Below are 22,077 nucleotides of genomic sequence, written 5' to 3' on the forward strand. Positions count from 1 at the left end.
GAATCAGGGATAACACGGCGGCTGGAAGACATGTGGCGGGCGGATGAAGAAAGGGTGCGCATAACCTGCGCACCCGGAGAAGAGCATTAAGCAGAAACCCTGGTGTTACACCCCATCGGTGATCGGTTTTCTGACCAGCAGCAGGTAAGCCAGCGCGCCGACCACCGTGACGCCAGCACATATCATCAGCGCGAGGCTGAACGATTTGGTGGTATCCAGCACCCAGCCGGTAATTACTGGCGCAAAAGAGGCGAAAACGAAGCTGGCAAAGTTCTGGATACTGCCGACTGACGCCGTCATGCGCGCCGTGACGTTAGCGTGGATCAGGCCCCAGCATGAGGTACCGGCAAAGTGAATGCAGAACAGCGCCATACCAATCAGCGTTACCGCGCTGGTGGTGTCGGTGGCGCGCGTCACAAAGGTGGTAAAGGCCGCGGAGAGCAGCATGCCGCTGACAATCGACACCTTGCGTACTCTCACCGCGTCAAAACCGCGACGCACCAGCGCATCCACCACGTAACCGTTGAGCAGCATGCCTGCCGCGCCGAACAGGAAAGGAATGGCGGCCAGCAGGCCGGTGCTTTTCAGGTCCAGATGATAGGTCGACTGCAGATAGCCCGGCAGCCAGGCGATGTACAGCCACGCGGTATAGTTGATGCCGCTGAAGCCAATCATCATGCCCCACATGGTGCGCTGCTTAAACAGTCCACGCCACTCGGCGAAACTTAGCGGCTCTTTGCGTGATGCCACGCTGCCCGCCTGCAGATAGTGAATCTCTTCGCCGCTCAGTTTGTTGTTATCCCGGTCGCGATAGGTGAGATACCAGCCAATGGCGAGAAACATGCCCAGCACGCCGATGGTGACAAACATGCCGCGCCAGCCCATCACCAGCATCATCGCCGCCAGAATCGGCGGTGCCACCGACAGACCAATCATCGACGCCGCGTTAAACATCCCCATCGGCATACCGCGATCTTTGATGTTGAACCAGTCGTTAATCACCTTCACGCCGCACGGGTTCATCGGCGCTTCGCCAATGCCCAGCCCGATGCGCACCAGCACAAATTGTGTGAAGTTATGCACCAGCCCGGCCGCCGCCTGGAACAGTGACCAGAAGAACATGCCGATGGCCAGCATAATGCGCGGGCCTTTGCGATCGAGCAGCGCGCCGCACGGCAGCTGGGCTAAACCGTAGGCCAGCGAAAACGCCGACAGCAGCACGCCAATCTCGGTGGCCGATAAGCCCAGCTCCTCGCGGATGGTCATGTTGGCCACCGACAGCGAGCTGCGGTCAAGGTAGTTGATGATGGCGGCGAACAGCAGCAGCAGCATGGCGGTGATTTGAATCTTACGGATGCGCGGAGAGCGCACCACATCGGCGCGCGCCGGCACATAATCCTGCCCGGCGTGCTCGGGTGCTGGCGCGGTGGTACCGCCGCGCATTGATGTATTTTCCATTGCAACCTCCCAGGTTCGGGTACTTATCGTTATCAGTCTTGGGGTTCCTGCGGCAGCGAAACGGCCTGCCCTAAGGGGCTGCCTTCGAGACTAGAAGTAAACCGCGGGAGATGTTGCAAACATGTTTCTGATTCGTGCGGGCGCTTATGCTTTGTGGTTTTTAATCGGTTTTTAATTGTACTGCCGGATAGAGCGAATCATCGAGTGTTTGGCGGTTCTGAGATGAGCATGCAGCGCGCACAGTGCGTCCACATCCTGGCGGCTGATGAGCGCGGTAAGAATCGCCATATGCTCCTCCAGCGCGACAATGTTGCGTTGTTTCAGGTCGCTTTCATCCCATTGATAATGCGAGTGAAAAATCACAGAGATAATTTCCAGTGACTGATTGAAAAACGGGTTGTTGGCGGCGGAGAGAATCAGCGTATGCATCTCTTTATCCAGCGCGGCAAACTGGCGGTAGTTGCTGGCGATGGTGTCGCGCAGCGCGCGATGACGATCCAGCAGATCGCGCGCCTGCACCCAGCGTTCATCACCGGCGGCGAGGTTAAGAAAGCGGGTCAGCGCGTGCGTTTCCAGCATTTCGCGCAGTTCAAACAGCTTTTCGGCGTACTCCTGATCGAATTTCTTCATCCGCCAGTGGCCGCGCTTAACCGGTTCCAGCAGGTTATAGCGCATAAAGCGCAGCAGGAACTCGCGCACCACCACCGGGCTGACCCGCACCTGCTGCGCCAGCTGCAGTTCGGTGAAACTGTCGCCTGGCATCAGCAAACGCTGGTTAATCAGGTTAAAAAACGCCTGCTCAAACTGCACCGCCTGTTGGTCGATCGGTGGGCTGAGTACGCTAAACCCATCCTCCTCGCAGGGATCGCGCACGATCACGTAGGTCTCAGCCACTTTTTCCAGCACGCCGCGCTGATGCAGATGCTGCAACGTGTGGCGCACCGTGGTGCGGCTGATATTAAACATCTCGGCCAGCGCCGCCTGCGGGGGCAGCGGCGAGCGCACATGGCGGCGGGCAATGGCTTCCAGCATTTGATTGATGACGTTCTGGCGCAGATTCTGGCTTCGGCTCATACGGCCCTCCGGTTTTTTATGCATTAAAAACCACACAAAGCCCAAAAAAATCGCGCTGACTCACACTTCGCACAGCGCAACCTCCCGCCGCGGTCGATTTTCGCCATAACTGCGTGAACAGCCCAGGAGGAAACGATGACGAACATGAAAACGCTGGTGGTCGCCGAACCGCGCAGCATGGTGTGGCAGCAGCGCAGCGTACCGACGCCTGCCGCGCACGAAGTCCTGATTAAACCGATTGCCGCCGGCATTTGCGGCACCGACATTCACGCCTGGGCCGGCAATCAGCCGTTTTTCTCCTATCCGCGCGTGCTCGGTCATGAGCTGTGCGGTGAAGTGGTGGCGCTGGGCGCGGCGGCGCAGGGATTTCAGCCAGGGCAGCGCGTGGCGCTGATTCCTTACGTGGCCTGTCAGCGTTGCGACGCCTGCTTAAGCGGCAAAACCAACTGCTGTGAACAGATTTCAGTGATTGGCGTGCATCAGGACGGGGGTTTTTGCGAGTTTCTCAGCGTGCCGGACACTAATTTGCTGGCGGTTAATGATGTGGCGCCCGAAGCAGCGGCGCTGATTGAGCCCTTTGCCATCAGCGCCCATGCGGTGCGACGCGCGGCGCTGGTCGCCGATGAGCAGGTGCTGGTGGTCGGGGCCGGACCGATTGGCCTGGGCGTCGCGGCGATTGCCGCCGCAGCCGGTGCGCAGGTGGTGGTGGCCGATACCAGCGCTCAGCGGCGCGCGCACGTTGCGCAGCAGTTGCAGCTGGCGACGATCGATCCGCTGGCCGATGATTTTATCGCCGCGCTGCGTGCAGAGTTTGGCGGGCGGCTGGCCGCGAAAGTGATTGACGCCACCGGCAGTCCGGCGGCGATGAACAGCGCCGTGCAGCTGATTCGTCACGGCGGCACCATCGTGTTTGTTGGCCTGCACAAAGGCGATCTGGTGATCCCCGACACCGAGTTTCACAAAAAGGAGACCACGCTGCTGGGCAGCCGCAACGCCACGCGGGAAGACTTCGACAAGGTGCGCACCCTGATGGCCAGCGGTCAGCTGCGGGCCGATATGATGCTCAACCGCCATTACGACTTCTCGACGCTGGCCGAGACTTTTGAGCCCGGGGTGATCAACAACCCTGAGCTGATCAAAGGCGTCATCCATTTCGCCCGCTAGGGAGAGTGTCAGGCGCGCAGCGTGGCAAAAAAATGTTGCCGTACCGCCTCGGCGTCGACGCCCAGACACAACCGCTGGGCGCGCAGGCCGGCGAACGGATCGTCGCGCGAGGCGAGAGTGCTCACGCGCTGCAGCGTCTGGCCGCGGCTGATGCCTTCGGTCACCACGCGCACCGGCGCTGTTGTCACGCTGAACGCCTGCGGCAGCGCCAGCCACGACAGCGTCAGGGTATCGTGCAGCGCCATGCCATCAAATCCTTCTTTTTGCAGGCTGTAAGCCAGATAAGGCCGGCAGATGGCACTCAACACCGGCTGATTCAGCTGGCGCACTTCCTCTCCGCTGATCAGCACCTTGTGCGTCACATCCAGCGGCAGCATCACCACCGGCAGCGCCGAGGCCAGCACCTGATCGGCAGCATGCGGATCTTTCCAGATATTGAACTCGGCGAACGGCGTCACGTTACCGGCGTGGCCGTCGGTGCCAAACGCGCCGCCCATGATCACCAGCTCTTTCACCAGCGGAATAATGTCTGGCGCCTGGTTGATGGCGCAGGCGATGTTGGTCAGCGGCCCGATTGCCACCAGGGTAATCGCATGCGGCTGCGCGCGTACGCTGTCGATGATGAACTGCACCGCGCTGTCGGCGACATCGCTATACGGGTTATCGAAGGCATCGCCGAGACCGTCTGCGCCGTGCAGGGTGGCCGGTGCGGAAGGGGCCAGCGCCAGCGGACGCGCACAGCCGCGATACACCGGCGCGCTGATGTTCATCTTTGCACAGAACAGCCGGGCGTTTTTTACCGCCTGGCCAACCGCGACATTACCAAACACCGTAGTGATGCCCAGCAGCCGCTGCGTGCGCGCCGCATACGCCAGCGCAAAGGCGTCATCCACGCCGATATCAGTATCAAAAATCAGGGTACGCATCGGAATCTCCTTGCTGATGATGTCTGCCACGGTAAAACATAATCGTCCCCGACGATACGCTGACGGCAGGTGAATATTGTCACCTTCGGCGCGCCAGCGTATTATCGTGCCTCTGAGGTGATGGCGTGCCACCTTACCCAACCGCCCTCTGGTTACAGACGGCTGATGACGCCTGACAACTTGCTTATCCCTGCGCGGGAGACGGCGGTGTGTCAGGTGTAGTTTCTGTCCTGCCGCGGCCCTGCGCGTATCTCAATTCAGGAGCTCCAGACTATGCTGAAGTCGCTGTTCGCGGTCATGATCGGTGGTGCCATCGGTTGCACGCTGCGCTGGCTTATCTCTTTGCGTTTCAATACGTTATTCCCCAACCTGCCGCCAGGTACGCTGATCGTTAATCTGGTCGGTGGCTTTATTATTGGTGCGGCAATGGCGTGGTTTGTGCGCAATCCGCACATCGATCCCGTATGGAAACTGCTGATCGTCACCGGCCTGTGCGGCGGGCTGACGACGTTTTCGACCTTCTCGGCCGAGATCGTGGTGTTGCTACAATCAGGAAAATACCTGTGGGCAATGTCGAGCGTGATGGTGCATGTCATCGGTTCATTGCTGATGACCTTTGCCGGTTTCGCCGTGGTGAACCTGCTGGGCTAAACGACACGCTTGAAATCACCCTTGAGAGGGGGATACTGATCAGGATGCTGTGCGGGTGGCGCACAGCCTCTGTCACCGCTTTATCCGGACGATTAAGGAGCTGTTGATGTCTGCAAACCCGAAATTCCTTAACCTGGTGCTGTTAAACGGTGAATCGGCGCATAAGCTGCAGGCGGCGCGTGCCGCCGGGTTCGATCAGGTTGAAATGTGGCGGGAAGAGGTTACTGAGCACACGGCGGCGCTGGCCGCGCAGCTGCACCTGGGCTTTACCAATCTGCAGGTGCTGCGTGACTTTACCGGCGCGCCGGACAGCGAACGGCTGCAAAAGCGCGCCGAACTGCGTGATTTCATTCGCGTCGCGCAATCGCTGGGCTGCGATACCATTCAGGCGCCGGCGACCACGCGCGAAGACTGCGTTGCGGAGCGCATTGATGAAGATCTGCGCTGGCTGGCCTCGGAAGCCGCGCGCTATAACATGCGCATCATGTATGAACCGATGGCGTGGTGCAGCGTCGACAATACGCTGCCGCTGGCGTGGCAACGTTTGCAGCGGCTGGATCAGCCCAATATCGGGCTGGTGGTCGATCTGTTCCACATCTGCGCACGCGGTGGCGATGCCTCTCAGCTCGACGGCATTCCGGCCGACCGCATTTATGAAGTGCAGCTGTGCGATATGGCGCAGATGCCACCGCAGGAAAAGCAGGCGCTGAGCGACTATGCGCGCCATCAGCGCTTACTGCCCGGCGACGGCATCATTGAAGTGGAACGCTTTGTCGATAAGCTGAAAAGTGCAGGCTATCGCGGTCCGGTGGGCATCGAAGTGTTTAACGATCGCCTCAAAGCACAGCCGCCGGAAGCGGCCGCGCGTCAGGCGTGGCAGGCGCTGCAGCGCTACTGGCCTTAATCCTGCAGGCACTGGGCGATGTAGGCCGCTGCCTGCATCGCGCCGTGGCTGGAAATGGTGTGACCGGTGGTGGGTTCATACTGTGCGGTGACCGCGACGCCCGCGCTCTGCAGGCGCTGCGCGGCGGAGACGGTTTCGCTGAACGGGATGACCTCATCGGCTTTGCCGTGAATCAGCAGCGCGGAGGCATGCGGCGGCGGCGTGAGCGCCTCGTCAAAGGCCAGGCGACCGGAGAAGGCCACCACACCAGCCAGCGGATAGCGTCCGGAGGCCAGCGCATCCAGCGCCATGATCGAGCCCTGCGAGAATCCCACCAGAATCACATTTTGCCACGCGCCGGCCATCGCGTGTTGCGCCATCAGCTGCTGCAGCGTCGCGTCAAAGGCGTCGCGCGCAGCCCGTACGCGTGCCGGACGGTTTTCCGGCGTGATGCCGGTCAGGCTGAACCACTGATAGCCCATGGCGTGCTCAAAGGGAAAGGGCGCATCGGGCGCGGCAAATGCCACGTCGGGCAGCAGCGCTGACCAGTGTTGCCCCAGCACCGCCAAATCCGCGCCATTGCTGCCGACGCCATGTAAAAACACCACTAACGCTTTTGCCATTGCCCTGCTCCTTAAAAACCGTAGTCCGCCAAATCCGGTCCCGCTGGCACGATGCCGTTGGGATTCAGTGCTTTAATCGAATAATAGCCCTGTTTGATATGGTCGATGTTCACCGTTTGCCGCACGCCGGAGACCGCCAGCACACTCTTCAGATAACGATCGAGCAGCGGGTAATCGCGCAGGCGGCGCAGGTTGCATTTGAACAGGCCGTGATAGGCGACGTCAAAGCGTATCAGGGTCACGAACAGGCGGATATCGGCTTCGGTCAGTCGTTCACCCAGCAGAAAAGTGCGGCCATCTTTCAGCCGTTGCTCCAGCTCATCCAGCTGCTCAAACACCTCATTAAACGCCTGCTGATAGCTCACCTGGGTGGTAGCGAAACCGGTACGATAAACGCCGTTATTGAGACGCGGATAGATCGTTGCGTTCAGCGCGTCGATCTCCGGCCGCAGATCCTCAGGGTAGAGATCGAGTCGGTTATCTGCCAGTTCGCCAAAGCCGCTGTTGAACATGCGCAGAATATCCGCCGACTCATTGTTAACGATGGTCTGGGTTTTTTTATCCCACAGTACTGGCACGGTGGCGCGCCCGGTAAAGTCGGCGTCGGCGCGGGTATACAGCTGGTGGAGATACTCAGCGTTGTTCAGCGGGTCGCGATCGGCACCGGGATAATCGCCGAAGCGCCAGCCCTGCGCGCCAAGCTGCGGCTCGACCACCGACACGCTGACAATCTGTTCCAGCCCTTTCAGGCTGCGTGCAATGGGCGTGCGCGAGGCCCACGGGCAGATCAGCGCGACATACAGATGATAGCGATCCGGCTCGGCGGCAAATTCGCTGCTGCCATCGGCGCTGATCCAGTGACGAAAGCTGGAAGTCTGGCGTACAAAGCCACCCTGTTTATCGGTGGCCTGAACCGGATGCCACTCTGCGCTCCACTTACCGTTTACCAACATCGCTCTGCTCCTCTGAAGTGATGTCAGCAGCTTACCGTGCTGCCGTTATGCTGATAATCCGGGCAAAACGGCTTTGATTGTTTCCATAATGGAAGGAATCAGCCGGGCTGATGCAGGCGGAAGTGCTCGGCCAGAAAGTCGATCAGCAGGCGGGTTTTCTGCGCCAGATGGCGCGCGGGCGGATACAGAGCAAACAGGCCCATGGCTGGCGGCGCAAAGTCCTCCAGCAGCGTGACGATTTCGCCCCGCTGCAGCGCCGGTGCAGCGATAAAACCGGGCAGACGCGCAATGCCGAGGCCGGCCAGCGCCGCCTGCAGGCAGGCTTCGGTATTGGAGAAGCACAGGCGGCCGCGAATCGGCATGCTGACGCTGTCGCCGCACGGCGTAACGAACGGCCAGTGCCACGGATCGCGAAAATTGGTATCGCTGATGCACTGATGCGTCGCGAGGTCGCGCCAGTGCTGCGGCGTGCCGTGCTGCAGCAGATAGCCGGGCGCGGCGGCGAGGCGAATTGGCACCTCGCCCAGACGGCGCGCAATCAGGCTGCTGTCGTCCAGCTTGCCGATGCGGATCGCCATATCGAAGCCTTCATCGACGATATTCACGGCGCGGTCGGAGAAGTTGACGTCCAGTTCAATCAGCGGATAGTGACGCGCGAACGCCACCAGCACGCTGGCCAGCACCGCGGTGCCGAAGGTGCCGGGTGCGCTGATCTTCAGGCGACCGGTGGGTGAGCGGGCATTTTCCTGCACCGTGGCATCCAGCGCGTCGAACGCCTCCAGCAGGGTTTTCACCCGCTCGTAATAGGCGCGGCCGATCTCGGTGGGCGACAGCGCTCGTGTGCTGCGCTTGAACAGCTGCACGCCAAGCTGCTGCTCCAGACGCGACACCAGCTTTGACGCCTGGCCGCTGCTGGTGCCGAGCCGGGCGGCGGCACCGGCAAAACTGCCGACTTCGAGTACGGCGACAAACAAGCGATCACAATCAAGACGATCCATGGCATTTCCTGCAAGGGAAAAGGGTGAGTATACACAGGCGAAGTGAAAAATCGTGGCACGGGCCGCGGCAGCAATGTGCGCAGCATGGCGCAACGACCCGCTTTACATTCAGTGCGCCGCACCTTTCGCACGGCGGCAAAACCTGCTGAACTAGGCATTCGCCTTAAGCTGGCCGGGAGCCAACAATGCCTTTGCTTCACCTGTCATCGCTGGCGGAGATCACCGCTGCCGAATGGGATGCGCTGTTACCTGACAATCAACCTTTTTTGCGTCACGCCTTCCTGCTCGCGCTGGAAGAGAGTGGCAGCGTGCGCGCGGAAAACGGCTGGCAGCCGGATCATCTGCTGTGGCGCGAAGACGGCAGGCTGCGTGCGGCGCTGCCGGGCTACCGTAAAAACAACTCGTGGGGCGAATATGTGTTCGATCACGCGTGGGCCGATGCCTGCCAGCGTGCCGGCATCGCCTATTACCCCAAATGGCTCGGCGCCATTCCGTTCAGCCCGGTGACCGGTGCGCGTCTGCTGGGCGACGAGACGGCCATCATCCCGATGCTGGAAGCGCTGCCCGATGCGTTGCAGCGGCACGGCTTAAGCGGGGCGCATATCAACTTCACCACGCCGCACGCCAACGCGCTGCTGGCAACCCAGCCGGACTGGCTGGCGCGCCTCGGCGTGCAGTATCACTGGCACAATCGCGGCTACCGCGATTTTCACGACTTTCTCGACACGCTGATGTCGCGCAAACGCAAGCAGCTGCGCAAAGAGCGCGAACAGGTGGCCAGCAGCGGCTTTGCGTTTAACTGGTATCGCGGCGATGAGCTGCGTGAAGATCAGTGGGATTTTGTGTATACCTGCTACGCCAACACCTACGCGGTGCGCGGCCAGCATCCCTATCTGACGCGCTCCTTCTTCAGCCTGCTGGCGGAGCGGATGCCGCAGGCGATTCGCGTGGTGATCGCCACGCTACAGCAGCAGCCCGCGGCCATGGCCTTCTGTCTGGTGGATGACGACACGCTGTATGGCCGCTACTGGGGCTGTCTGGCAGAGTTTGACCGGCTGCACTTCGAGACCTGTTTCTACCAGGGCATGGATTTCGCCATCGCCGAAGGGCTGCAGCGCTTTGATGCCGGTGCGCAGGGCGAGCACAAGCTGGTGCGCGGCTTTGAACCGCAACTCACCCACTCCTGGCACTATCTGTGCCATCCGGGGCTGCGTGAGGCGGTCGGGGATTTTCTGCAGCAGGAGCGGGCAGGGGTACGCGCCTGGGCACAGGAAGCGCGCGACGCCCTGCCTTACCGGCGCGGCGATTAATCGACGCCGACAAATCCGCCGGTCTGATGCTGCCACAGGCGCGCGTACAGCCCGCCGTGCGCCAGCAGTTCGCGATGGTTACCCATCTCAACAATGCCGCCGTTCTCCAGCACCACCAGCCGGTCCATTTTCGCGATGGTCGACAGGCGATGGGCGATGGCGATCACCGTTTTGCCCTGCATCAGCGTCTCCAGGCTCTCCTGAATCGCCGCTTCCACTTCCGAGTCGAGCGCCGACGTGGCTTCATCCATGATCAGAACCGGCGCATCTTTCAGCAGCACGCGGGCGATGGCAATACGCTGGCGCTGGCCGCCAGAGAGTTTGACGCCGCGCTCGCCGACGTGCGCATCCAGCCCGGTACGGCCCTGCGGATCGGAGAGCAGCGGGATAAACTCGTCGGCGCGGGCGCGCAAAATCGCCGCCTGCAGTTCGGCTTCGCTGGCATCCGGGCGACCGTACAGCAGGTTTTCGCGAATCGAGCGGTGCAGCAGCGACGTATCCTGGGTGATCATGCCAATCTGACTGCGCAGGCTCGCCTGTGTGACCTGCGCGATGTCCTGATCGTCAATCAGGATGCGCCCGCCGTTGATGTCATACAGCCGCAGCAGCAGGTTCACGAGGGTCGATTTACCGGCGCCGGACGGGCCAATCAGACCGATTTTCTCGCCAGGCTTGATATTGAGATTCAGGCGGTTAATCACCTGGCGGCCGCCGCCGTAGTCAAAACGCACATCCTCAAAGCGGATCTGGCCACGCATCACCTGCAGCTTTTTCGCCTGCGGCGCATCCTGCACGCTGAGCGGTTGCGCAATGGTGTTCAGGCCATCCTGCACCATGCCGATGTTTTCGAAGATGCCGTTCACCACCCACATGATCCAGCCGGACATGTTCACCAGGCGAATCACCAGCCCGGTGGCCAGCGCGATGGCGCCTACGCTGATCAGCGACTGGCTCCACAGCCACAGCGCGAGGCCGGAGGTGCTGACAATCAGCAGGCCATTGAGCGTCGACAGCGTGATATCCATGCTGGTCACCATGCGGCTGGCATGCTGGGTTTTGTCGGTCTGTTCCTGAATGGCGTCGCGCGCGTAGCGTTTTTCCAGATCGTTATGGGCAAACAGTTTCAGGGTAGCGATGTTGGTGTAACCGTCAACGATAGTGCCCATCAGCTTCGAGCGCGCCTCGGATGACACCACCGAGCGCTGCTTGACGCGCGGCACAAAGAAGCGCAGCGACAAACTGTACGCCACAATCCAGATGATCAGCGGAATCATCAGGCGCCAGTCGGCTTCCGCGAACAGCACCAGTGAGGTCACGGCGTAAATCACCACGTGCCAGATGGCATCCACCAGCTGAACCGCCGAGTCACGCAGCGAGTTACCGGTTTGCATGATGCGCTGGGCGATACGGCCGGCAAAATCGTTCTGGAAGAAATTGAGGCTCTGCCGCAGCACATAGTTGTGATGCTGCCAGCGAATCATGCTGGTCATGCTGGGGTTAATACTTTGATGCACCAGCATATCGTGCAGTGCGATCACCACCGGCCGCAGCACCAGCGCCACCGCCGCCATCCACAGCAGAATCGGCCAGTTATCGCTGAACAGCGTGGCGGGCGTGGTGTGATTGACCAGATCGATAATACGGCTGAGATAGCTGAAAAGCGCCACTTCGATCAGCGCCTGCGCCAGTCCGACAATCAGCAGCGCGACAAAACTTGGCCACACCTGACGCAGATAATAGAGGTAAAACGGCCACACGCTGGCGGGTGGGGAATCGGTGGGGGCATCCTGAAAAATATTGATAAAACGTTCAAAACGACGATACAACATAAGGCCACTCTTTCCGATCGGTGAGAGTTAACAGCTTAGTGCAACTGAACAGGGATTATCGACATGGATTTGCAGATTCGCGGACGCGAACCGGGCGATGCCGCCGCCTATCAACGTTTATACAGTCATCCCGAGGTGTATCGCTGGACCACGCAGTTGCCGTTTCCCAGCGTCGCCACCTGGCAGAAAAAATTCGAGCCGATGAACAGCGAAGGCCATATCGGCTTTGTGGCGGAAATCGACGGGCAGATGGTGGGCGAGCTGACGCTGTTTACCGAACAGCGGCCGCGTACGCGTCACAGCATCAGCTTTGGTATTGGCGTCGATCCGGCGTTTAGCGGTCGTGGCATCGGTGAGCGGCTGATCCGCACCGGTATCGACTATGCCTTTAACTGGCTGGGCGTGATCCGCGTTGAGCTGGAAGTGTTTCACGACAACCAGCGCGCGCTGCGTCTGTATCAGCGCCTGGGCTTTGAGCAGGAAGGCGTGAAGCGCAAAGCCTGCCTGCGCGAGGGCGAGTACCACGACATCATCGTCATGGCGATACTGCGCGAGTGATGGTTGCGTCGGCCTGGAACCAGGGCGCCCGGTAACCAGGTCGCCATAAATGGCGCCCCTACAATTTCACAGACTACCTGTAGGGTGCGCATTCATGCGCACCAGGAATCAGGTCGCCATAAATAGCGCCCCTACAGTGTTCACAGAATATCTGTAGGGTGCGCATTCATGCGCACCAGGAACCAGGTCGCCATAAATGGTGCCCCTACAGTGTTCGCAGAATATCTGTAGGGTGCGCATTCATGCGCACCAGGCAACCCAGCTCGCCACAATCGCGCCCCGGCAGTGTCCGCCTGCTACTGGCTGCGCTCGACGTATTTTTGCATATTCTCTTTGGTCACCAGCTCGAACGGAATCCACACGTGTGAAGCCACTTTCTCGCCTTTAATCAGCTTCTGCGCCACGTCTACCGAGGTTTTGCCCTGACCGATGGCGTCCTGAAACACCGTCACCTGCATCTTATCCTGCGCCAGAGCCTTCAGGCCGTCCGGCGTGGCGTCGATGCCGCCCACCAGAATCTTTTTATTGCTCTTTGCCAGCGCCATTGCCGCGCCAATCGCCATCTCATCGTTATTGGCCGCGACGATATCGATCGCTTCACCGTTGCCAATCCAGTTGAGCATCAGGTCCATGCCTTCGTTGCGCGCATAATTTGCTGGCTGCTTCTGTACCACTTTCATGCCTGGGTATTTCGCCACCACCTGCTCGACATCTTTGGTGCGCTGCAGCGCGCCGGCATCGGTCAGGTTGCCGATCATGATCGCCACGTTACCTTTATAATTTGCCAGCTTAGCCAGCGCCTCCATTTGCAGCGTGCCGGATTCGCGTTCGTCCGAACCAACAAACACCACGCCGGGCGGCAGGGTTTTATCGCCTGGCGTGCGGTTGACGTACACCAGCGGAATTTTCGCCTGCTGCGCCAGTCTGGTCAGCTGTGGTGTGCTGGCAGAATCCACCGGATCGACGATGATGGCATCCACGCCAGCGCTGATAAAACTCTGCACCTGGTCGGTCTGGCGGCCGACGTCGCCGCGCGCATCTTCAAACTGGGCATCCAGCCCGCGCGCTTTGGCTTCTTTATCAATGGCATGACGAATAATGGTAAGGAAGTTCTGGTCAAAATAGGCCATCGACACGCCGATCTTCTCCGCCAGCGCGGAAGCAGAACTGGTCAGCAGGCCAAGTAACAGTATCGCCTTGAGGGTTTTCATCGCAGACTCCAGAGTAAGCTGTTTATTAGAATAAATTTTTCATTGGTGTTAAAAATGGCTCAATGAAATCATTTTCAGCCTACGAGCCGGCAGCAGAGCTGGCAATCTGCTGCGTGGTAATTTGCTGTGTAGCGCACAATTTGCCCGACGCGCATGGATGCTTTGCCTGCTCATAGTGATCGCGCAAACTCTTTTCTCAGCGCTGGCGCACATTCCGCGGCGAAAGCCAGCACGGATTGAAGATTTTGTGCGCTACCGCACCCGGCTTTGTGTCAGCGACCAAAACCCGCGCCGTTTCGCCGCGCGGATTCCTTCATTCGCACAATGACCAGAGCAACACTGGCTTCCTATAGTTGCTGAACAGGGAAATCTGCGCGGTATTCCTGACCATCATCGCTTCGGGGCAGGATGCTCCTCCATCAAGGAATTCAGCCTATGTTGCAACGCAAAAACCGCAGCCAGAACAGCCATGTGCGTATCTGGATCCTTTGCCTGATTCTGTTCCTGTCAGTGGTCGCTTATGCCGATCGCTCGATCCTGTCGATCTCCGGCTCAGCGATCAAACAGGAGTTTGGCCTGTCGGCGATCCAGCTCGGCCTGATCCTTTCGGCCTTTAGTTGGGCGTATGTTATCGGTCAGATCCCCGGCGGATTGATTCTCGATCGCTTCGGCACCAAAAAGGTCTACGGCGTGACGCTGGCGCTGTGGTCGGTTTCGACCCTGCTGATGGGATTTGTCGGTGAGTTTTCCAGTGGCATGACCATGGCGCTGACGCTGATGTTTGCGCTGCGCTTCGCGCTGGGCCTGATTGAGGCGCCGAGCTTTCCCGCCAACGCCCGCGCAGTCATCATGTGGTTCCCGGGCGCAGAGCGCGGACGCGCATCGTCGCTGTTTGCCTCGGCACAATACTTTGCCGTGGCGATATTCTCACCGCTCTCCGGCTGGCTGGTGTCGCGTTATGGCTGGGAATGGCCATTCTTTGTGCTCGGCGGCATCGGCGTGCTGGCGGTGTTTGTCTGGGCGGGCTATATGCGCAGCCCGCGTCAGCATCCGCACGTTTCCGCCAGCGAGTTGCATTACATTGAACAGGGCGGCGCGCTGGTGGATATCGACGCCGCGCAAACGCTGCGGGCACGGCCACCGATCAGCAAAGCGATGTTTAAAACATTGCTCACCAACCGCATGCTGTGGTGCGCCTACCTCGGCCAGTATTGCACTATCGCGCTTAGCTACTTCTTCATTACCTGGTTCCCGATCTATCTGGTGCAGGCGCGCGGCATGAACATTCTGGATGCCGGTTTCGCCACCATTGCACCGGCGCTGTTTGGCTTTCTGGGCGGCATCAGCGGTGGCTACATCTCAGATAAGCTGCTGGCGCGCGGCTGGAGCCTGTCGTGGGCGCGCAAAACGCCGTACATCGTTGGCATGCTGATGGCCGCATCGCTGATTCTGGCGGCGGTGATCCCTTCCAACGCCGGCATTATCGCCATCATGTCGTTTGCCTTCTTCGGCAAAGGCGTGGCGGCGGGCGCGGGCACCTGGACCGTGGTCAGCGATACGGCCCCCAAAGAGGCGGTTGGCCTCGCCGGCGCGATCTTCAACGGCATCGGCAACATGGCAGGATTTATTACGCCGCTGTTGTTTGGCGTGATCGTTGGCCTGACCGGCAGCTACAGCATTGGCCTGGTGTTCGTCGGTGCGCACTGTGTCGTCGCGGCACTGCTGTTCCTGCTGGTGATGGGCCCGATTGAACGCGTAGGCGATCGGTCTGAGGTTGCCGATCTGGAATCCCGATCGGAAATAAACTATGATGTTAAAAAGTGCACTTGAGCACTGTGCATGAGTGCACTATTTTACCTGCTGGTTCGTAAGACAGGCAGGGAAGCAGGATGGGTTCAATCAGGGCGTTTCGTCAGGCCTGGCTGGCACAATTTTATACCCATGGGACACCGCATGCGCAGATTCCGCGTGCGATTGAATCAGCGCTGGCGCGTAAGCTGGATATCATTCATGCCGCCACTTCGCATCAGGATTTGCGTTCGCCGCCGGGTAACCGTTTTGAAGCGTTAAAGCCGCCGCTGCTGGGTTATTATTCGATTCGGGTTAACGCGCAGTATCGGCTAATTTTCCAGTGGGCAAAAGGCGAAGCCTGGGATCTGTATCTGGATCCGCACCGCTACAAAAAATAGCGCTAACGATCCCTTCTGGCCCGCTACCCGTACCAAAGAGAGCACCTTATGAAACAAGCAATGCGCAAACCCACCAGCGTGGGGGACGTCCTGCAGTATGAATTTCTCGAACCGCTCAACCTCAAAGTGAATGATCTGGCGGAGATGCTGAATGTGCATCGCAACACCGTCAGCGCGCTGGTGAATAACAACCGTAAACTCAGCACTGAGATGGCCTACCGGCTGGCACGGGTTTTCGCCACCTCGATTGAATTCTGGCTTAACCTGCAGCGTCATCTCGATCAGTGGGAAGTGGAAAATGACGCCAGAACGCAGGAGGAGTTAAGCCGTGTCATGACGCTGAGTGCCTTTTTAGCCCAGCGCGGCACGCAGGTTGCCTGAACCTGACCCGACCAGTCACGCCGCCCTGAAGATTTTTTGCTCAGCTGCCGATATCACTCCTTACCATCCACTGATATTAAGGAGCGATATCGTGATAAAGCTGATTACCGTTGACGAGCTGCGGCCAGGCATGTTTATCCACAAGCTTGAGGTCTGGTGGATCAAGGACAAACGCATTCGCAACCAGATGCTGATCACCGATAAGCGTCAGATCGCCCTGATCCGTAACGAGGGGATCCAGCAGGTATGGATCGATCCCGAGCGGTCGGTGCGCGCGCCTGCCACGCCGCAGCCGAAAAAAGACATTCCACAGACGCCGTTTTTCCGCGAGATGGATCAGGCGCAGTGCATCTTCAACCAGGGCAAGCCGCAGGTGCTGGCGATGTTCAACGAAGCGCGCATGGGGCAGGGCCTCGATCTTGCCTTTACCCTTGAGCTGGTCGATGAAATTGCCGGATCGATTACCCGCGAGCCAACCGCGCTGCTCAGCGTGGCGCGGCTGAAAAATCATGACGATTACACTTACCTGCACTCCATGGCGGTGTGCGGTCTGATGATTTCGCTGGGCAAGAAAATGGGGCTGGATGAGCAGCAGTTGCGTCGCGTGGGCATGGGCGGATTGCTGCATGACGTCGGTAAAGCCGCGGTGCCGCTGACCATCCTCAACAAGCCGGATAAGCTCACCGACGAAGAGTTTACGATTATGCGGCAGCATCCAATCGTCGGTGCGCAAATGCTGATGGAAGCCCATGCGGATGAAGATTTGCTGGATATTGCGCTGCATCACCATGAAAAATTCGATGGCAGCGGCTATCCGCATCGGCTGCAGGGCGAAGAGATCTCGCTGTACGCACGCATGGCGGCGGTGTGTGACGTCTACGACGCGGTGACCTCCGATCGCCCGTATCGCAAAGGCTGGACGCCGGCGGAGGCGATGCACAATATGCTGAGCTGGCGCGGCCACTTTGACAGTGCGCTGCTGCACGCGTTTGTGCGCACCATCGGTATTTATCCGGTGGGCTCGCTGGTACGGCTGGCCTCCGGGCGCGTGGCGCTGGTGGTGCAGGCCGGGGAAAAATCGCTGCTGAAACCCAAAGTGCATGTGTTCTGGTCGCTGCATTCGCAGCGCGAGGTCAAACCGGAAGCGCTGGACCTCGGCGACAGCTTCTGCACCGATACCATCACTGGCGCTGAGGACAGCGGCTTGTGGCACAACGTTGACCTGAACCGCATCTGGGCGCTGGAAAGCGCCTGATCTGCCCGCGTTTTTATACTTTCTTTACGCCCGCTCTGCGCCTTTTTACCCCTTCTTTATGCCGCGCCGCGCATGCTTGCTGCACTACCAAATCCTCTGGAGGTTGCTGTGAGTGTGGGCGTGATAGCCGGCATCGTGCTGGTATTTTTATTACTGGGCTACCTGATTTATGCCCTGCTTAATGCGGAGGCATTCTGATGGCGGCGAATGCGTTTTTACTGATTGCGTGCTATCTGCTGGTGCTGATGGTGCTGGCGCAGCCGCTGGGCCGCTTGCTGGCGCTGATGGTGGCGGATAAACCCCTGCTAACGCGCAGCGAACGCGTGCTGTGGCGTCTGGCCGGCGTTGACGGCGCGGCGATGCGCTGGCCGCACTATCTGCTGGCCATCCTGCTGTTTAACGCGCTCGGCTTTGTGCTGCTGCTGGCGATGCTGATGGGGCAGGGCGCGCTGCCGCTCAATCCTCAGCATCTGCCTGGCCTGAGCTGGGATCTGGCGCTCAATACGGCGATCAGCTTTGTCACCAACACCAACTGGCAGGCGTACGCAGGCGAGAGCACGCTGAGTTACTTCAGCCAGATGGCGGGCTTAACGGTGCAAAACTTCCTTTCGGCGGCAACCGGTATTGCGGTGGCGTTTGCGCTGATGCGCGGTTTTGCCAACCGTTCGCTGGAAACGCTCGGTAACGCCTGGCGCGACCTGACGCGTATCACCGTCTACGTGCTGCTGCCGATTAGCCTGCTGATGGCGCTGTTTTTTGTCAGCCAGGGCAGCATTCAGAACTTTGAACCCTATCATGCCTTCACCACGCTGGAAGGCGCGCAGCAAACGCTGCCGCTCGGGCCGGTAGCCTCGCAGGAAGCGATCAAAATGCTCGGCACCAACGGTGGCGGTTTCTTCAACGCCAACTCGGCGCATCCGTTCGAAAACCCTACGGCACTGACCAACTTTGTGCAGATGCTGAGCATCTTCCTGATCCCGGCCGCGCTGTGCTTTGCCTTTGGTCAGCAGCTGGGCGATCGCCGTCAGGGCCATATGCTGCTGTGGGCCATGAGCATCATGTTTGTGCTGGCGGTGGTCGCGGTGATGTGGGCTGAGCTGCGCGGCAATCCGCACTTTCTGACCCTGGGCGCCGATAGCGCGATCAACATGGAAGGCAAGGAGACACGCTTCGGCATTCTCAACTCCAGCCTGTTTGCGGTGATCACCACCGCGGCGTCGTGCGGTGCGGTAAACGCCATGCATGACTCCTTCACTGCTCTGGGCGGTATGGTGCCGATGTGGCTGATGCAGCTGGGCGAAGTGGTGTTCGGCGGCGTCGGTGCCGGCTTGTACGGCATGCTGCTGTTCGTGCTGCTTGGGGTGTTTATCGCCGGTCTGATGATTGGCCGTACGCCGGAGTACATGGGCAAAAAGATCGATGTGTGGGAGATGAAAATGACCGCGCTGGCGATTCTGGTGACGCCGACGCTGGTGCTGCTGGGTACTGCGCTGGCGATGATGACCGAAGCCGGACGCGCCGGTATGGCCAACCCTGGCATTCACGGCTTCAGTGAGGTGCTGTATGCGGTATCGTCGGCGGCCAACAACAACGGCAGCGCCTTCGCCGGTCTCAGCGCCAACACCCCGTTCTGGAACCTGCTGCTGGGCTTCTGCATGCTGGTCGGCCGCTTCGGCATCATCGTTCCGGTGCTGGCCATTGCCGGTTCGCTGGCGGCGAAGAAAATTCAGCCGGTGGGCAACGGCACGCTGCCGACTCACGGCCCGCTGTTTATCGCACTGCTGGTGGGCACCGTGCTGCTGGTGGGTGCGCTGACCTTCGTTCCCGCGCTGGCGCTTGGCCCGGTGGCGGAACATCTGCAACTTATTCAGGGATAACGGAATCATGAGTCGTCAACAACTGGCGCTGTTTGATGCGGCGCTGACGCGCACCGCGATGCTGGATGCGGTGAAAAAACTCGATCCGCGCGTACAGTTTCGCAACCCGGTGATGTTTCTGGTGTGGATCGGCAGCGTGCTCACCTCGCTGCTGGCCATCGGTATGGCGGCGGGGCAGCTGAACGGCAGCGCCGGCTTTACCGCGGCGGTCGCCATCTGGCTGTGGTTTACCGTGCTGTTCGCTAACTTCGCCGAAGCGCTGGCGGAAGGGCGCAGCAAGGCGCAGGCCAACAGCCTGAAAGGGGTGAACAAGCACAGCGATGCGAAGAAACTGGCGGAACCGTTTCACGGTGCGCAGTGGCGGCCGGTGGCGGCCGATACGCTGCGCAAAGGCGATGTGGTGCTGGTGGAAGCCGGTGACATCATCCCGTGCGACGGTGAAGTGCTGGAGGGCGGCGCGTCAGTGGATGAGAGCGCCATCACCGGCGAATCGGCACCGGTGATTCGTGAATCCGGCGGGGATTTTGCCTCGGTGACCGGCGGGACGCGCATCCTGTCGGACTGGCTGGTGATTCAGTGCAGCGTCAATCCGGGCGAAACCTTCCTCGACCGCATGATCGCCATGGTGGAAGGCGCTAAACGCCGCAAAACGCCCAACGAAATCGCCCTGACCATTCTGCTGGTGTCGCTGACCATTGTGTTCCTGCTGGCGACCGCCACGCTGTGGCCGTTTTCCGCCTGGGGCGGCACGCCGGTTAGCGTGACGGTGCTGGTGGCGCTGCTGGTGTGCCTGATTCCCACCACCATCGGCGGACTGCTGTCGGCGATTGGCGTGGCGGGCATGAGCCGCATGCTGGGAGCCAATGTGATTGCCACCAGCGGGCGCGCCGTGGAGGCCGCCGGTGATGTGGATGTGCTGATGCTGGACAAAACCGGCACCATCACGCTCGGTAACCGCCAGGCGACGCAGTTCCTGCCCGCGCCGGGCGTCAGCGAGCAGCAGCTGGCCGACGCGGCGCAGCTGGCATCGCTGGCCGATGAAACGCCGGAAGGGCGCAGCATCGTGGTGTTGGCGAAGCAGAAATTTAACCTGCGCGAACGCGATCTCAGCAGCATGGGCGCCAGCTTTATCCCGTTCTCCGCGCAGACGCGCATGAGCGGCGTCAACGTGCAGGATCGCCTGATCCGCAAAGGTGCGGTCGACGCGGTACGCCGTCATATCGAAGCCAGCCACGGCAGCTTCCCGGCTGAGGTTAATGCCCGGGTGGAAGAGGTGGCGCGCGCCGGCGGTACGCCGCTGGTGGTGGCTGAAGGCGCGCAGGTGCTGGGCGTGGTGGCGTTGAAGGACATCGTTAAAGGCGGCATTAAGGAGCGTTTCGCCGAGCTGCGCAAGATGGGCATCAAAACGGTGATGATCACCGGTGATAACCCGTTAACCGCCGCGGCGATTGCGGCGGAAGCCGGTGTCGATGACTTCCTGTCGGAAGCGACGCCGGAAGCCAAGCTGGCACTGATTCGCCAGTATCAGGCGGAAGGGCGCCTGGTGGCGATGACCGGCGACGGCACCAACGATGCGCCCGCGCTGGCGCAGGCCGACGTGGCGGTGGCGATGAACTCCGGCACCCAGGCGGCGAAAGAGGCGGGCAACATGGTCGATCTTGACTCGAACCCGACCAAACTGCTGGAAGTGGTGCACATCGGCAAACAGATGCTGATGACGCGCGGTTCGCTTACCACCTTCAGTATCGCCAACGATGTGGCGAAATACTTCGCCATCATCCCGGCGGCGTTTGCCGTGACCTATCCGCAGCTCAATATGCTGAACGTGATGGCGTTGCATTCACCGGCCTCGGCGATTCTGTCGGCGGTGATCTTTAACGCGCTGGTAATTGTGTTTTTGATTCCGCTGGCGCTGAAAGGCGTGAGCTATCGGCCGATGAGCGCGGCAGCGCTGCTGCGCCGCAATCTGTGGATTTATGGCGTAGGCGGTTTAGTGGTGCCGTTTATTGGCATTAAAGCGATCGACCTGCTGCTGACGCTGTCGGGTCTGGTGTAAGGAGAAGAGAAATGAGTCAGTTACGTCCGGCTATAGTATTGTTAATCCTGCTTACCCTGCTGACCGGCGCGGTCTATCCGCTGCTGACCACCGGCCTGGCGCAGTGGTGGTTTCCGTCGCAGGCCAACGGTTCGCTGATTGAGCGCGACGGCGCGGTGCGCGGCTCAGAGCAGATCGGTCAGGCGTTCAGCCAGCCGGGGCACTTCTGGGGCCGTCCATCGGCCACCAGCGACGTGCCGTACAACGCGCAGGCGTCAGGCGGCAGCAACCTTGCCGCCAGTAATCCGGCGCTGGATAAAGCGGTGGCGGAGCGGGTCGCTGCGCTGCGCGCTGCCAACCCGCAGGCGCCGGCAGCGGTGCCGGTGGAGCTGGTAACCGCTTCAGGCAGCGGCCTGGATCCGGATATCTCCCCTGAAGCGGCGCTGTGGCAGGCACCGCGCGTTGCGGCAGCGCGCAACATGACGCTGAAAGACGTTGAGGCGCTGATTGCGCGCAACACCGAGCGCCCGCTGCTGCCGTTTATCGGCGAAGAAACGGTGAACGTGCTGCGGCTGAATATGGCGCTGGATGATTTGCAGGGATAGTTTCAAACCGCGCGAAGAATCGTGCCGCTACAAAAATGTGCACATACCGTAGCGGCGCAATTTATTGCGCAATGCCACATTGGTGCACGCGATAAAA

Annotated in this window: 21 protein-coding genes and 1 riboswitch; of the genes, 13 read left to right on the forward strand and 8 right to left on the reverse strand. The window is 60.1% G+C overall.

The window, feature by feature from the left end; translation table 11 throughout:
- Positions 1–105: 105 nt before the first annotated feature.
- Positions 106–1,458: an MFS transporter gene (locus H7K56_RS17705; protein ID WP_150361666.1), complete on the reverse strand. Its 1,353-nt coding sequence runs from the start codon at positions 1,456–1,458 to the stop codon at positions 106–108.
- Positions 1,459–1,629: 171 nt separating this feature from the next.
- The gene (locus H7K56_RS17710) at positions 1,630–2,532 is read right to left on the reverse strand and encodes a GntR family transcriptional regulator (protein WP_021507893.1); all 903 of its coding nucleotides are present in this window, start codon (positions 2,530–2,532) and stop codon (positions 1,630–1,632) included.
- 135 nt (positions 2,533–2,667) lie between these two features.
- Between H7K56_RS17710 and H7K56_RS17715 the strand changes: the two genes are divergently transcribed.
- Positions 2,668–3,696 (forward strand): zinc-binding alcohol dehydrogenase family protein, encoded by a 1,029-nt coding sequence (locus H7K56_RS17715; protein WP_150361667.1) that lies wholly within the window; start codon positions 2,668–2,670, stop codon positions 3,694–3,696.
- 8 nt (positions 3,697–3,704) lie between these two features.
- Here H7K56_RS17715 and H7K56_RS17720 read toward each other — a convergent pair whose 3' ends face one another.
- Positions 3,705–4,622 (reverse strand): nucleoside hydrolase, encoded by a 918-nt coding sequence (locus H7K56_RS17720; protein WP_058775149.1) that lies wholly within the window; start codon positions 4,620–4,622, stop codon positions 3,705–3,707.
- Positions 4,623–4,729: 107 nt separating this feature from the next.
- Positions 4,730–4,804: riboswitch (Fluoride riboswitch) on the forward strand.
- A gap of 91 nt (positions 4,805–4,895) precedes the next feature.
- Between H7K56_RS17720 and crcB the strand changes: the two genes are divergently transcribed.
- Together crcB and H7K56_RS17730 are read left to right on the forward strand one after the other, a co-directional pair.
- A complete protein-coding gene (gene crcB / locus H7K56_RS17725; protein WP_021507890.1) occupies positions 4,896–5,273 on the forward strand; it encodes a fluoride efflux transporter CrcB in 378 nt (125 codons plus the stop codon).
- A gap of 106 nt (positions 5,274–5,379) precedes the next feature.
- Positions 5,380–6,177, forward strand: coding sequence for a sugar phosphate isomerase/epimerase family protein (locus tag H7K56_RS17730; protein ID WP_132466538.1), 798 nt, complete (start codon positions 5,380–5,382; stop codon positions 6,175–6,177).
- Here the strand turns inward: H7K56_RS17730 and H7K56_RS17735 are convergent.
- The 3 genes from H7K56_RS17735 to H7K56_RS17745 all read right to left on the reverse strand — a co-directional run bounded on the left by H7K56_RS17735 (position 6,174) and on the right by H7K56_RS17745 (position 8,730).
- Positions 6,174–6,779: an alpha/beta hydrolase gene (locus H7K56_RS17735; protein ID WP_150361668.1), complete on the reverse strand. Its 606-nt coding sequence runs from the start codon at positions 6,777–6,779 to the stop codon at positions 6,174–6,176. The two genes, H7K56_RS17730 and H7K56_RS17735, sit on opposite strands and share 4 nt — an antisense overlap.
- Before the next feature lie 11 nt (positions 6,780–6,790).
- Positions 6,791–7,732 (reverse strand): glutathione S-transferase family protein, encoded by a 942-nt coding sequence (locus H7K56_RS17740; protein WP_150361669.1) that lies wholly within the window; start codon positions 7,730–7,732, stop codon positions 6,791–6,793.
- A 98-nt stretch (positions 7,733–7,830) separates the two neighbouring features.
- Entirely contained in the window at positions 7,831–8,730 is a 900-nt protein-coding gene (locus H7K56_RS17745) for a LysR family transcriptional regulator (protein ID WP_150361670.1), read from the reverse strand.
- A gap of 185 nt (positions 8,731–8,915) precedes the next feature.
- Here H7K56_RS17745 and H7K56_RS17750 point away from each other — a divergent pair, with 185 nt between their 5' ends.
- Positions 8,916–10,040, forward strand: a complete 1,125-nt coding sequence (locus H7K56_RS17750) for a GNAT family N-acetyltransferase (protein ID WP_150361671.1) — start codon at positions 8,916–8,918, stop codon at positions 10,038–10,040.
- On the opposite strand, the gene H7K56_RS17755 is transcribed toward H7K56_RS17750, so the two are convergent.
- Positions 10,037–11,869, reverse strand: coding sequence for an ABC transporter ATP-binding protein (locus H7K56_RS17755; RefSeq protein ID WP_150361672.1), 1,833 nt, complete (start codon positions 11,867–11,869; stop codon positions 10,037–10,039). The two genes, H7K56_RS17750 and H7K56_RS17755, sit on opposite strands and share 4 nt — an antisense overlap.
- A gap of 63 nt (positions 11,870–11,932) precedes the next feature.
- Between H7K56_RS17755 and H7K56_RS17760 the strand changes: the two genes are divergently transcribed.
- On the forward strand, positions 11,933–12,427 hold the full coding sequence (locus H7K56_RS17760; protein WP_058775154.1) for a GNAT family N-acetyltransferase: 495 nt from the start codon (positions 11,933–11,935) through the stop codon (positions 12,425–12,427).
- A 296-nt stretch (positions 12,428–12,723) separates the two neighbouring features.
- On the opposite strand, the gene H7K56_RS17765 is transcribed toward H7K56_RS17760, so the two are convergent.
- Complete coding sequence (locus H7K56_RS17765) at positions 12,724–13,638, reverse strand: sugar ABC transporter substrate-binding protein (protein ID WP_021507882.1); 915 nt, start codon at positions 13,636–13,638, stop codon at positions 12,724–12,726.
- Positions 13,639–14,073: 435 nt separating this feature from the next.
- On the opposite strand from H7K56_RS17765, the gene H7K56_RS17770 reads away from it, so the two are divergent.
- From H7K56_RS17770 to kdpC, 8 genes are all read left to right on the forward strand, one after another.
- The gene (locus tag H7K56_RS17770; RefSeq protein WP_059013046.1) at positions 14,074–15,468 is read left to right on the forward strand and encodes an MFS transporter; all 1,395 of its coding nucleotides are present in this window, start codon (positions 14,074–14,076) and stop codon (positions 15,466–15,468) included.
- Positions 15,469–15,527: 59 nt separating this feature from the next.
- Positions 15,528–15,827 (forward strand): type II toxin-antitoxin system RelE/ParE family toxin, encoded by a 300-nt coding sequence (locus H7K56_RS17775; RefSeq protein ID WP_059013049.1) that lies wholly within the window; start codon positions 15,528–15,530, stop codon positions 15,825–15,827.
- Between the two features lie 48 nt (positions 15,828–15,875).
- The gene (locus tag H7K56_RS17780; protein ID WP_058775157.1) at positions 15,876–16,208 is read left to right on the forward strand and encodes a HigA family addiction module antitoxin; all 333 of its coding nucleotides are present in this window, start codon (positions 15,876–15,878) and stop codon (positions 16,206–16,208) included.
- 91 nt (positions 16,209–16,299) lie between these two features.
- Positions 16,300–17,463: an HD-GYP domain-containing protein gene (locus H7K56_RS17785; protein WP_021507880.1), complete on the forward strand. Its 1,164-nt coding sequence runs from the start codon at positions 16,300–16,302 to the stop codon at positions 17,461–17,463.
- Positions 17,464–17,571: 108 nt separating this feature from the next.
- Positions 17,572–17,661 carry a K(+)-transporting ATPase subunit F gene (kdpF, locus tag H7K56_RS17790; RefSeq protein WP_021507879.1) on the forward strand — a complete coding sequence of 30 codons (90 nt, stop codon included), beginning with the start codon at positions 17,572–17,574 and terminating at the stop codon, positions 17,659–17,661.
- Complete coding sequence (kdpA, locus tag H7K56_RS17795; protein WP_150361673.1) at positions 17,661–19,340, forward strand: potassium-transporting ATPase subunit KdpA; 1,680 nt, start codon at positions 17,661–17,663, stop codon at positions 19,338–19,340. The genes kdpF and kdpA overlap by 1 nt, the downstream gene beginning before the upstream one ends.
- Positions 19,341–19,347: 7 nt before the next feature.
- Positions 19,348–21,396, forward strand: coding sequence for a potassium-transporting ATPase subunit KdpB (gene kdpB, locus H7K56_RS17800; protein ID WP_021507877.1), 2,049 nt, complete (start codon positions 19,348–19,350; stop codon positions 21,394–21,396).
- Positions 21,397–21,407: 11 nt separating this feature from the next.
- Positions 21,408–21,980, forward strand: coding sequence for a potassium-transporting ATPase subunit KdpC (kdpC, locus tag H7K56_RS17805; protein ID WP_150059619.1), 573 nt, complete (start codon positions 21,408–21,410; stop codon positions 21,978–21,980).
- The last annotated feature ends 97 nt before the right edge of the window (positions 21,981–22,077 follow it).

The sequence above is a fragment of the Pantoea dispersa genome (assembly GCF_014155765.1).
GTDB classification, from domain to species: Bacteria; Pseudomonadota; Gammaproteobacteria; order Enterobacterales; family Enterobacteriaceae; genus Pantoea; species Pantoea dispersa.